Here is a 14,298-nt window from a genome sequence, read left to right as displayed (position 1 = left end):
AACAATCAAACACAAATATAATTCTGTAAAATATAGGTAACAATAAAAATATTATATTTATTAGTGTGTTATGAATTATAAAATATAATTTTGATAAATTTTATCTTGCATACAAATCACTTAATACTTGAAATTATCTTAAAGATAAAGATGATACAACTGTGATATTAACAGATATTCTCTATTTAATGCAATAAAATAAAATAATTAAACTAATAAAACTTAATTAATTCAATTAAATTCATAGGTTACTTTATTTTGTACTTGAAAGTGAATGATCTTTTTATATATTGAAATATTTAATATACTTTTTATGAGATAAATGCATAGATGAGATTTATTTTAAAAAATACCGCACGATACTAAACAAAATATTAAATAAAATTCTTCAACTAAGATATTAAAAATAAATTTAATTATTTAATATGATAACTAGTAGATTAGATTTATGATGTAATTACTATATTAAATATAATTATTACCTATAAGATCATTGGTCTTATTATCAATATCACACATAATAAAAAAATATAAATCAATGAATAACGTATACTGATATAGTTTTTCTTTCTTACAGGATTAATCTAATATTTCACAGTAAAACTCTAAAAAATAAATAAAACTACGCAATAAGAGTCTTAAATATTATAAATTATGATAATTATCTCAAATATGATAATACAATATTATCAGCGTTAATATTACTAATTGTTTAAAGAAAATTATTTAAATATAGCTAAAATCAATAAAAATACCCAATATTAAATACAAAGAAAAATCACTAAATATCAGATATTACACAAAATTAAACTAGAACTAAATATATTAATGAGCAGGAAATATTAAGAGTTTACTTATAATAGTATTTAAAAAAACAATACATATTAAATCAATTAAAAAAAGATAGATATTGAAATATTTTTTACAATATTTACATTTAGAAATCTTTATCAAAAGGACTAAAACTACATACTTTCATCCCAAGATCATAATGTTATATTATATACACGGCATTCATGACGTTTCTTATCTCAACTATAAAAAGGTATTATGTAATAACAAACTATTTTTACTACGTCACTTATATAATCTTTCGCTTTTAAAAAATTGTAACATAGAAAAATGCTTTAGAAAACTAACAAATACAAAACTTTTTATCTACTACTTCATTCGTTATTGATGTAATTTAATAAATAAAAATTAAGTATTTTCTTGGATTTGTTTATTTAATTGTCATAATCTTTTACACATTGGGTATTCATATATTCTTAATAATTTTGTCATGTGCTGATAACTAAAATAATAGTATTTTGATAGAGAATGCAACTAGTTTAGACCTTAGTTGTTAATGTGATCTCTTTTTATCTAGTCAAGAGACTCTCTTTATCATACATTTCTAATTAAAATAATAATCATACAGTGCTATTTTAACCTTAGTGCTAAAAGAAAGGCTATTTAATAACTTCTTACAAGAACCTATAGCAGTTAAAAGAACGTATCATACACGTATCTACACGTCTCGAAGAGAAACACTATTTATTTGTAGAGTAATCAAGGTTTCATTTGTTAAAATATTTTTATTGATGATGGAAGTATAAATTTTCTTGTTTTTATTAAAGATATAAAATTTACCCTTTGAAAAGTTATTAAATATAAAATAATGAATATTACAATAAATTCACTCTTTATATACAACTAAATAAAATAAATAAAATAAATAAAAACAGTATATTAATTAAAATTAAAACAATTTATTCTACAATGCACAAGCTAAAAAGCAACGCCCAGGCGTTGCTTTTTAGAATAGATTTTCAGTTTAGTCTAAGTGATTATTTAATCAATGATTAGAACTCGTAAACCAGACCGAACCCAACTACATTATCAGTATTAATACCATTATCTTTAGTAAAATTATTGTTGTTCAGCAAATTGATTTTATAGTCCACAACTGCAGAAACATTTTTATTAAAATAGTAATAAGAACCAAGAGAAACATATTTAACTAGGTCTTGCTGACCTTGGTTATTGGATAAACCTTTACCTTTTGATTGATTATAACCAATCGATGGTTTTAGGCCAAAATCAAATAAGTATTGAACAACGAATTCAACGTTTTCAGTTTTATTAGCCACATCATCTTTTGAGCCGTAATGAGTCATGTTCATAGTTTGACCATACATAGCTGCTACATAAACGTTGTTAGCTTTAAATTTACCACCAATATTCCATGCTGTAGCATATTGACCAGAAAGAGAAGGTTCATATTTTTGCACTTCAGTAAGAGTAGAGTAAGAATAACCAGCACCTAATGTTACACCCCAGCCCAAATCATATGCAGTAGAAAGACCGTAACCATCGCCGTTATTTTTGACTGTTTTTAAAGTACCATGAACATCATAGACATTATTTCCAGTATTTTCACCTTGATATTGCAGAGCAAAACTCAGACCATCAACATAACCAAATGCGTTTTTATTACGATAAGTTAATAGATTACTGCTAGTGCTAGTCATAAAAGTATCAGTTTGAGCCATGGTATCCGCACCCCAAAGTGGGAAAACATCAGTCCATGCGTTCGTGTCGTATATTACACCGTAATTCCGACCATAATTAACTGAACCAAAATCAGAAAATTTTAAACCAGCATATGCTAAACGAGTCCTATTTTCACTATCGTCTTCAGAATAGCTAGTTTTAGTTCCTAGCTCGAAAAGAGCAAAACCACTAAGTTGGTCAGTGATTTGAGTGGTACCTTCAGCACCTAAATGAAAACGTGAATAATCACCACTTTGGCTCTTCATCTTATCACTACTTTTACCATTAGTAAAATAGTGACGAACGTCAATTTTACCGTAAACATCTAACTTATTGCCATCTTTGTTGTATGCTTCAGTTGCGTTTGCTGAACTTGCAACTAACAGAACTGGCATAACTATTGCAAGAATATTGCGTTTTATCATTATTATTACCCTCATTGGTGTTATTCAGACACTTTCCACTGCCAAAAACAATTATCAAATTTTTTAGAACCATTCATGATAGATTAGTGTCGTCTATGCCTGCGTCCAGTGTTCCACTGGTAAATAAATTTATCTACCTTCAAAGTGATACAAAAACGAAGATTCTGTAACAAATAGTAATTAAGTGTTTCAAAATAAAAAAATAGCTCAATAAATAATCATTTTTTATGATTTATTAAAAATAAAATTAGCTATTTTTTAAAAAATCAAATTAAATGTTTTTAAATAACTTAAATAAATATAAATGATATTTAATGAGTTTCAAAAGTAATATAAAATTATTTTATTAGAATCTAATTAATATTTTTTCTATAAAAAAACAAAATAATCAATGCTAAATTAATAAATTTGAGACAATATTTAAATATTTCTTACATCGCTTCTAGATTTGACGAATTTTTTAAACAATTTAATATTTGTTTAATTCTATCAAGATGTAGGATTATTTTACAGCTACATAGTATGTTATGTTTAATGATTATAAAACACAGGATAATTTTATAATAGACATTATCATCAATATTTGGCTAGTATTCATTTCATTTAATGATATATCGTACATAAAATATTTTATATCAAATAAAGACTATGAAGACATTTTTATTCGAAATCTTAAAAAAATTTAATGTAATTATCATAGAATAAATCTAATACTACTAAGATTTGTCTGGTAATTTTGGAAATCTTACTTATATAAGATTTTTTATGAATATATCCATGTTTTTATTCTATCTAAAGCACTAATTAAGAAAGTTATGAATGTTTTTAAAATTATTAACAAACTTACTCATTACAGTTTTTTAACTTTCTTTCCAGAATAAATAAATTTATTACTAATAATGACTCTTTCTAAATTAACAATAGCAATATATAGTTACTTTGTCCAGAACAATTACTATAGAGCATATTTCAGTAAAATAATTTTTAGATATGTAGCGATTATATCATACACCTTATATACGTTTCGCATCCTCTAAGAGGATGAATAATTATTAATTAATAAGAAAATTAAATTTATTGCAATATTTTTAAACTAAAATAACTATTTTAAACTTTTTTATTATGAAATAGATAAATAACTACACTAAAAAAGATTTTAAATAAATTTAAAAACTTTAAGTTTTACTCATGATAATTAGAAGCATTATTAATTTAAGCTATTCATACCTTTTTGACAATGAATATATGCAATTCACTATAGTAAAAATAAAGTTAAATAACCGCACAAACTTCAAACACAACAAACAAAAAATATCAAACAGTAATTAAATAGTTACGAATAAACTTATTAAAACCAATAACATGTTTAACACAGATACTGTTCAATGGTTTATTATATTAATAACTAATTAAAAAAATCTAAATAACTTATTAAAAATATCATATTATATACAAAGCACTTAAAAAATGTTTCATGGCTATATGTAAAAGATATTATTAAAAATTGTAGAAACCTATTTGTGTAAATCATACTCTAATAAAAACTCCATAAAATATTCTCATCAATAAAAACACTCAATAGAATATTTATATTAAATAATATAAAGCTCGTATTGATCATTAGTACTTAATTAACTGATTTAATTATCAAGCTTGATTTAGATACAAATACTGTTTTCTAGAAGAATTATTTGCACTAATATGAATATATACATTTGTTAAAGGTTTTTTTGAAAAATACCAGTACAATAAATACATAGTATCTATTTTTTTATTTAAATCATTTACAGTCACTAACTTTTAGTAGTGAATAACCATGCAGAGACATTAAATAACGTAGGAATAAATTTTACTGTCATTTCACAAAACAACAGTACAACTTCATTTGATCAAATTATTACATGAAGTTACCTTTTGAAGGTCTATTCACTTCAGTGACTTGTTGTATTGTTCACTAAAATAACTGAAAATTAGCTACATTCAGGTCTATATTTATCTTTAATTTTTAATGCTTCTCATGAAAAAAGCAGGTTGAGTTTCTATAATTTTCTATACAATAAAATCAAAATTATATTTTTACAATATAAATATGTTTTCAGTTAAAATAATTTAGACTAAAAATAAACAATTGCAATACTTTAAACATATTAAATAACATTTTTATAGCATAAAATTTTAGATTTATGAACTGTTATTAACGTTTCACCTAGAATAAAAAATCATTATTCAGTCTTAAACAATTCCTGAAATATCATAATACATACTGATCACTAATTTTAATATATAAGATATTGATTAGTCAACCTAACACTATAATATTCATTATAATGTAAGATCATAATAAATTTTTTCATAATGTTTCTAAGTTTAATTTAAATTACTTTAAGTATGTTGCATAATACTATATTCAAAAATATTTAATTCTCAAAAAAAAGATCATGATATTAAAAATTAAGATTGATTTTTTTAGTTAAGAAAGTTAATTTTAATAAAACTAAGCATGATAACTTAGTGTAAGCTAGTATCAAACATTATAGTTAATCAAACAAAAAAATACAATAGGCTATGTGCATTTTATAGCTCAATATAAAGAGATTAAAACATTTTTCAATACCATGAAAGTGAAATCTATACGTATAAACTAAAAATGCGACTTGACATAACTATTAAAAGTGTACATTACATTAAATGCATTATACAAGACAGCATTAAAAATTAATCATTTTCTCTTTAAAATTATATTGATATATAAACAAAGATAAATATATCTATAGTGATGTCACTGTACAAATATTCATAAAAATACCTAAACAAGATACAGAATTAAATTATCAGCTAATTATTACTATTTTCAGATAATAAATTAAAATAATATTGAACTCGTTCCGAGTATATTGAAATTAATTAATATTAAAACTAATTAATAATTAAAATTTTTTATAGAACTAATAATACATAATTCATTACATAAAATCTTATTGAAAATAATCAAACCAAATAACAACATATAAAAGTTCTTTAAACAAAAAAATAAGTCTTTTGCATGCATGGAAGTATAGAGTTTGCAGGTAAATTACATCCATATCTCTATCGACTAATGAAGTGTGAATAAGTCATGAAATTTTTAATAAAGTTTTAAATAATGATCATTATCCTTTATAATACGAATAGATAAGAACAAAGTGATACTTTGCAAATTTAATGAGATCAAGTAGGAATTACTCATAGATGCATAAAAAATTGATTAAAATCTAATATAAAAAACTTAAGAAATAAAGTAGGTAAAAATTTAAAATTATATAAGAATGTTATACGATATTGAATGAAAAACCGGCATATAAATGCAAAAAATAAATAATAATTTGAGATTATTACTTGATTAGTGAATTCACAGAAATTAATTAGTGTATATAATATCACCTGAAATACAAGTTAACTATTTCTTAAATAAAATTTAAATTAGCATTTGATATCAGTCACATGCTTTATTAAATATCAGAAATAATATCACGAAATAAAAAAGTATATCTATTTTTAATCATAAAATCTAACAATAGATATACTTTTTATCTCAAGAAAAACTATCCTAAAAAAACAATTTTCATTTTAATTACACTTACTCACACTAGAATAGCATGAATACTTAATATTCTTTTTATTACCCATTAATTAATAATCGAATTGCATACCGAAGATACTATAATTAATTTACCATCCTAAAGATATAATATCATATTTATTTAAGTGCATAGTTTTATTAAATCATTACTTGTAAGTTCTTTTGAAAATTCCTTTAAAAGTTTTAAATTATAAATACTGAATAAAAATATAATCAAAATTATTATGTAGAATGTATTTTAAAAAATTAATATAATAAATAAATTTAATTAGATATGAAATAATAGATCAAATACTATAATATATATATTTTTTCAGTCCCTTTAGTTAAAAAGGAAATAACAAACCCCTCCTAAGGGTTAGTTGTAGGTTCGATTCCTACAAGGGACATAAGTGTATAATAATTTATCATTATACGTCCATATAAAAAATAAATTCTCTTATATATTATGTAGTTCACGAGCACTATCATTTAAAAAGAAAGACTTTCAAAATGACTACAGAAAACAAGGTTGACAAATTTTAAAGTAATTTAAAAACACATTAAAAAATTATTTCAAAAACTGAAATGTCTTATAATCATAAATCTAAAATTGCTTTATTCAATCTAATTCAGCGGTAACTATTTTTAGTTAGTAATTATTTCTAGAAACAAAATAAATAAAAATTTTATATATTAGTCAAGCTACATTTTATAGACTTTATAAATCGTTAGGCTATTAACGACTATATCCATCATAAATAGATACATTATGAGATTTATTTTATGCATTTCTTCAAAAAAAATCGAGATCACTTACTAAAATTAATAATTGTTACATATGCAATGATAATGACATTAATTTATTTTTAATGATTATGCTGGATAACATATACAACATCTGGAATAATGCGAATTTTATGCATTATATTTATTAACTGATCTCGATTTTTTGTTGTGAAACGAATAAAAGCGCAATAAATACAACCATCTTTTTTTTCTATGTTCATGCTTTGAATATTAAAGTTCGCATCATGAATAAGAGTAGTTAAATAAGAGACTGCACCTTGATCATCAATCATACCTACTTGAATTCCTGCAACAAAGTCAGCATTGTGATTATTATCCCATTCTACTGATATAAATTTATCTGGCTCTTTTTGGTAACCACGTATGTTACGACAAGATTCATTATGAATAATAAGTCCTTTTCCTGGATTGATTTGAGCGACAATCGGATCCCCAGGCATGGAATGACAACATTTAACAAAAGTAATAAAAACCACATCAGAACCTTTGATAAAATAATTATTATGGTTTTGTATAATTAATGCATTTTCCATCATTGTTACTTCTGAGTTATTTTGTAAATTATAAACAACGACAATGCTAATCGCATTACCAAGAGCTACTTCTTCTAATAGATTATTCATTGAATATAATTTTATGCGTGCTAATGCAATATCAAGATTCACTTTCGGCGCATCAGTTAATTTATTGCATGCATTACACACATTATTCAAAAAATGAAGCCCTTTATTAATAGAATCTTCAAGTGTAAGATTTTTTAGTAACTGACGTATTTTAGATCGCGCTTTTGAACTAACAACAAAATTTAGCCAATCTGCTGTTGGTCTAGCCCATGGAGCTGTAATAATTTCGATTGTTTGACCGCTGATGAGTACTTGAGATAATAAATAAGGTTGACGGTCAACACGTGCACCTATACAAGAGTGACCAATATTAGTATGGACAGCATAAGCGAAGTCAACAGGTGTTGCTCCTATAGGAAGCTCAATAATACGGCCTTCTGGAGTAAAAACATAAATCTCATCAGGAAATAAATCAGATTTAACGTTTTCAATAAATTCAACAGAACTTCCTGCACTCTTTTGCAATTCTAGCAAGCTTTGCATCCAACGTTGCGCTCGAACTTGTGCTGTTGTGCCAGTTTCACCTTGTTTTTTATACGCCCAATGAGCAGCCACCCCTCTTTCAGCCATTTGTTCCATATCTTCAGTACGAATTTGGACTTCAACAGGTACGCCATGTGGTCCAATTAATGACGTATGTAATGATTGATAACCGTTTGCTTTAGGAATAGCGATGTAATCTTTAATTCGACTAGGGCGGGGTTTATATAAATTATGCATCTGACCTAAAACACGATAACAAGTATCAACATCTTGAACAATCACTCTAAAAGCATATATATCCATAATAGAATGAAATTTTTGCTCTTTAAGGTACATTTTACAATAGATAGAATAAAGATGTTTTTCTCGACCATTCACTCGACATAATACTCCGGACTGAGTAAGTCGACTATCAATGTCATAGAGAATGGTTCTAATTATATCCTTACGGTTTCCTCGTGCAGATTTAACAACTTCCTTAATAACGCGATAGCGATTAGGATATAAAGCTTCAAAACCTAGCTCTTCAAGCTCAGTTTTTATGTGATGAATACCTAACCGATGCGCAAGAGGGCTATAAATTTCTAGTGTTTCTTTTGCAATGCGACGACGTTTATCTAGCCTTAATGAGCCTAGAGTACGCATATTATGTGTACGATCTGCTAGTTTTATCAGAATAACGCGAATATCTTTTACCATTGCCATAATCATTTTTTGAAAGTTTTCTGCTTGAGCTTCTTTTTGATTACGGAAATTAAGTTTATCTAATTTAGATACACCCTCGACAAGACCAGCCACTGTAGTACCAAATAGACTTTCTATATCTTGAAATGTTGCTGAAGTGTCTTCAATTACATCGTGCAGTAGAGCAGCCATAAGTGTTTCATGGTCTAAACGCATTTGAGCAAGCATACAGGCTACAGCAACAGGATGAGTAATATAAGGCTCACCGCTTAAACGGATTTGACCTGCGTGGGCATCCCGTGCGATATAAAACACTTTCCTTAGTAATTCAATCTTTTCTTTAGAAAGATACTGCTGAATTATTTGATTTAAATTTTCAAAAAGATACAAAACTAAACCCATATCAGTGATTAACGACTAGTTTCAGCAATAGAAGAAATAGCTCTCATTTCAGCTGTTTCTTGATCTTGTTGCTCTTGACGCTCACAAACATCTAGTATGTAACTATTAATTAAACCTGCTTCTATTTCACGTAAAGCAATCACAGTATATTTATCATTTTCTGTAGAAACTAAAGGATCTTTACCACCTATTTGTAACTGACGAGTCCTGCGAGCTGCAACTAGTATCAGGTCAAAGCGATTACCAATTTTCTCTACTGCGTCTTGAACAGTTACGCGTGCCATAATTGTGCTTCTCCAAAAGAAATAAAAAATACTAAAACTTTTCCTAGTCTGCAAGTAATTTTCTAATTAAAGAATCATATTGTTGTATTTGGCGACAGAGTCTTAAACGCCCGGAACGGAGAATAGATTGAAAATCGCTTAATGCAGTATTAAAATCATCATTAATGATGAGATGGTCGTATTCATTGTAATGTTCAATTTCACTTAACGCTTGAGACATACGTTTTTCAATAACTATACTACTATCTTGACCACGACCACATAAACGAAGATACAGCTCATCTTTTGATGGAGGTAGTATAAAAATACTGCAAACTATAGGCATGACTTTACGAATCTGTTGTGCTCCTTGCCAGTCGATATCTAACAGTATATCAACTCCATTTTTAAGTATGTTTTCAATCATTATCCGAGAAGTACCATAATAATTTCCAAAAACACAAGCATATTCCAAGAACTCATTGTTATCAGCCATTTCTAAAAAATCTGTTTTGGAAATAAAAAAATAATGTATACCATTGACTTCGCCTTGTCGAGCAGATCTTGTTGTATATGAAATTGAAACTTGTATATCATATAACAATTTTTTTTTGAACAACTCTTTGATGAGACTAGATTTACCAGTACCACTTGGCGCTGAAATAATATATAACGTGCCTTGTATCATGATGATTTTAAGTAAAGATTAAATGTAAAAGATAATAATCAATTCCATGCAGTATAGATATACTTCAGTCAATATAAATCATTAGAGATAAATTATATTTATTATGCTTAAAGTTGCATGAGTATTAACAAAATTTAAATACCTAAATTTAATAATCATCTATATTTTAATCTCTTTTGATTATTCTCTAGATATCATTCAAATTATTTAGCAAAATACAATATTTATATGATTAATAGAAGTTTTAAGAATATTAAAAAGTCATGTTATCCTGCATCTATCACTTAAGCTCTTTAAATTTTTTTAAAATTTATAAAATAAAAGATTTTTTGATTATAATTTTATTAATAAAATACTAAATGAAATTCAAAATGTATAATTTTATGACATTTAAGTTGTAAAAAATATAAAATATTTCTGCTCAAATAACTGTGACAATCAAAATAATAAAAATCTAAACATTTATATAGAGCTTATTCATAATCTTTCTTGCACAATATATAGATAATAAAAATTAAATCAACAAACTGAAGTAAATATTTAAATGATTTTATAATACCTCAAAAACATCGACATCTTTCTAGATAACACAATTTACATTAAATGAATCATTTTTTAATATCTCTCTAAAATATAATTCATTGTTGTATTATGACCTCATTAATAATACAGAGTACATACTATTTCTTAGAAAGTTCTAATAATTTTTAATGTAACAATCTATTAACATACTTGTTATTATAAGAGCATCTATTGCTAATAAAATTATACAAAGAAAAATTTTTATCTATATTTCATATGTGTATACTATGATTCTTAAAATTTTTTATATCACAGAAGGCTAATAAAATGTATCAATTTTCTTCACAGTGAACTTGTAAATAATAATAAAATACTATTAGTGATTGTTAATCAGTAATAACACGTACTTTATTTTTAAATTATTAAACTTTAATTCCAAATAGACTTATCTATATTTCTACAAGTTTCTTTCTTCAATTTATAAAAATCACCACATTGATCTTGCACCACATTGATCTTTCTTGAAAATGATTATAGAAATATACTATCTTTATAGTAAAAATTTTTAAAATATACAACAATGAATTCAACACAACACACACATGTAGTAATTTAGTGTGTGAATAATTTAATGATAAAATAATAAGAAATCAATTGACTTAAACAATTACTTTAATTTTATTAGTAATAATATATGTATTTTTCGAAAAAATAGTAATCATTATATTTACACAGAATTCTTAACCAACTTTAATACCTTTGTTTAAATTTGTTAGTAGTAATTACGTTTATTTAATTTTAAGAAAATTTATTACTTTATTGAAAGTATCTTATTTTTCAATATATTAATCATGTTACTAGTTAAATAAATAATATACCCTGCATTGTAATAGAGTTAAAATGCGATAAATTAATAAAACTAATATTTCATAATCACGTATTTCAATTTTAGATTAAATATATAAACATTACTAATATAATAACTATTATTTTGATATTTCTATATTTTTTATTGTAATTTATCATATTGAAAACAACTAATTAAATGGTCATTAATCATACCAATCGCCTGCATAAAAGAATAGCAGGTAATTGAACCTATAAACTTAAAACCTCGTTTTTTAAGTGCTGTAAAAAGTACTTCCGAAGTTAAAGTGCATGTAGGAATTTGTGAGTGTGTTTCCCATCGATTGACAATCGGTTGATGATTTACAAAACCCCAAACAAAATCAGAAAAATCTTCACCATTTTTAGCCATTTCAAGATAGACTTTTGCATTAGTAATAATAGAATTTAGTTTACTGCGATGACGAATAATACCTGGATTTTTTATTATACGTTTAATATCTTGTGAAGTCATACATACTATTTTTTCTGGTTTAAAATCATGAAACAGTTCTCGATATTTTTCGCGTTTTTTAAAAATAACATACCAAGACAAGCCAGCTTGTTGTCCTTCTAAACAAAGAATTTCAAATAATTTACGACTGTTCCAAGAAGGTCTTCCCCATTCGTTATCATGATAAGAGATATATTTAGGGTCTCGATTGACCCATCGGCACCGAGTGAGTAATAATTCCATCTTGCGTCCTTGTATGATTTTATTTTTATTATTGACGTCTGTTAAACTAACAAAGTACAATTTTATTTATACTTCTTAAAATAATTTTCTCTCACTATCTTGATAAAAATAAAATGATGAAACATACATTACTAATTTAATGTAAATAAAATAAATAATAGTTTTTATTAATGATAAAATTCATACATATTTAATCTGTACACCTAGAAAAAATGAGATGTACACTAATGAAATTAAGTTATATTATATGTATTGTGTACTAATCTTTACATCTAATATATAAATTTTTAATATTAAAATCTTCTAAAAGTTTTATTGTAATGCGATAAAATTACTCATCTTAGTCAGGCTATCTTAGTGTTAAAATACTAAATATAGAGATATTAAGATCACAATTACCACATAGTGATACTATACTCATTTTCTCTTGTTTTCACCTAATAAATAAATGTTATGTTTACATTCTTCTTGTACTACTGATGGCTCCTATGGATACATCTAAAATACATTTTATCTTACTAAAAAATTTTCACTTATTAATTAAACCTATTTCACAATATTCAAAAAATATATTTAGAATATTTTAAAAACACTTTAAACTCGATTATTACTATATTTATTTCCTTAAAACAAGCTAAAAAACTTCATATTGAGTATTAAGTAACCCATATTGCACATTCTATTCCATGATATCAATTTCTCATTATTTATTTTCAACCAATCTGTAATACTGAATGTCAAACAATTACTAACTAAGATTAGTTATAATTTTAACACTGACTATACATTCAAAAATTTCATAGTATTTACAAACTCCTTTATTCTCGTGGTTTTTTAAAACCAATAACTATAATATGTTTAGCATTAAACTAAAGTCGAGAAATCAACTTATTAATTGAAACATCCCAAGTAATATTTCTATTCAAATATTTTAACAAATAAAAAACATATTGACTTTGTTAATTAAAAATAACAATTTCTCACTTATGAACAAAGTAGAAGCATAGAAAATCTTGCTAAATATCTAGCATCATGGTAAATTATTTCTATTACTAAACAAAATCTATATCTTTTTATCTGTAATACATGTAAATCTATCGGTTTTTAAAGCTTATTTCGCTTCTTCATAAAGAAATAAAATTCTTTCTCTCTTGAGAATGATTAAAGGATTATTATAATTTATAACATTTATCTAGTCGACATCATTCTCAAACTTTTTTGCTATAAAATCTTTATACACAAAATACAGAATGTTCAGAAAGCGCTTTAACGAAAGTCAATAAATAATACAAACATGAGTAACAAATTCACTCAACTAATTTAAAACCTTGCTCACTATTTCACTTTAACAATTACTTATTTATTAATATATTAGCTAGATCCTAGAATTCAAAATATGAGTAGAATATTTATTCTGATTTTGATAGAATTGATTAACTCATGCAGGCACCTAAAAAATAAGCGCATAATTACATTATTAAGATTTATTAATTTGACTGATTTAAGACTAATAAAAATTATTAGTTATTTTAGTGCGTGCAATTACTAGAGTGCATTAAAAAATTTCTGATCAATATACGCAATAATTTACTGGTAAAATTGTTGATTAATGAATACATTCGCTTAAATAATAACATACTTATTGTATGTATTCTTTTGATATAGTAACATTATTAGTCGCTA

Annotated in this window: 5 protein-coding genes and 1 tRNA gene; 1 reads left to right on the top strand and 5 read right to left on the bottom strand. The window is 25.1% G+C overall.

The window, feature by feature from the left end; translation table 11 throughout:
* Positions 1–1,844 precede the first annotated feature (1,844 nt).
* Positions 1,845–2,960, bottom strand: coding sequence for a porin (locus GFV14_RS00270; RefSeq protein WP_457914360.1), 1,116 nt, complete (start codon positions 2,958–2,960; stop codon positions 1,845–1,847).
* Between the two features lie 3,935 nt (positions 2,961–6,895).
* Between GFV14_RS00270 and GFV14_RS00265 the strand changes: the two genes are divergently transcribed.
* Positions 6,896–6,968 (top strand) — tRNA-Arg (locus GFV14_RS00265).
* 459 nt (positions 6,969–7,427) lie between these two features.
* On the opposite strand, the gene spoT is transcribed toward GFV14_RS00265, so the two are convergent.
* From spoT to GFV14_RS00245, 4 genes are all read right to left on the bottom strand, one after another.
* Complete coding sequence (spoT, locus tag GFV14_RS00260) at positions 7,428–9,548, bottom strand: bifunctional GTP diphosphokinase/guanosine-3',5'-bis pyrophosphate 3'-pyrophosphohydrolase (RefSeq protein ID WP_457914359.1); 2,121 nt, start codon at positions 9,546–9,548, stop codon at positions 7,428–7,430.
* A 20-nt stretch (positions 9,549–9,568) separates the two neighbouring features.
* Positions 9,569–9,844, bottom strand: a complete 276-nt coding sequence (rpoZ, locus tag GFV14_RS00255) for a DNA-directed RNA polymerase subunit omega (protein ID WP_457914358.1) — start codon at positions 9,842–9,844, stop codon at positions 9,569–9,571.
* 43 nt (positions 9,845–9,887) lie between these two features.
* Positions 9,888–10,511 carry a guanylate kinase gene (gmk, locus tag GFV14_RS00250; RefSeq protein WP_457914357.1) on the bottom strand — a complete coding sequence of 208 codons (624 nt, stop codon included), beginning with the start codon at positions 10,509–10,511 and terminating at the stop codon, positions 9,888–9,890.
* A 1,531-nt stretch (positions 10,512–12,042) separates the two neighbouring features.
* A complete protein-coding gene (locus tag GFV14_RS00245; RefSeq protein ID WP_457914356.1) occupies positions 12,043–12,615 on the bottom strand; it encodes a DNA-3-methyladenine glycosylase I in 573 nt (190 codons plus the stop codon).
* Positions 12,616–14,298: the final 1,683 nt, after the last annotated feature.

The organism is Candidatus Hartigia pinicola, assembly GCA_020541205.1.
Lineage (GTDB): Bacteria > Pseudomonadota > Gammaproteobacteria > Enterobacterales > Enterobacteriaceae > Hartigia > Hartigia pinicola.
This window is presented reverse-complemented; position numbering and strand designations above follow the sequence as displayed.

Bases quoted from the DNA above. Each gene is read 5' to 3' on its own strand.
- GFV14_RS00270 (WP_457914360.1), bottom strand. From the start codon at position 2,960: ATGATAAAACGCAATATTCTTGCAATAGTTATGCCAGTTCTGTTAGTT.
- gmk (WP_457914357.1), bottom strand. From the start codon at position 10,511: ATGATACAAGGCACGTTATATATTATTTCAGCGCCAAGTGGTACTGGT.
- rpoZ (WP_457914358.1), bottom strand. From the start codon at position 9,844: ATGGCACGCGTAACTGTTCAAGACGCAGTAGAGAAAATTGGTAATCGC.
- GFV14_RS00245 (WP_457914356.1), bottom strand. From the start codon at position 12,615: ATGGAATTATTACTCACTCGGTGCCGATGGGTCAATCGAGACCCTAAA.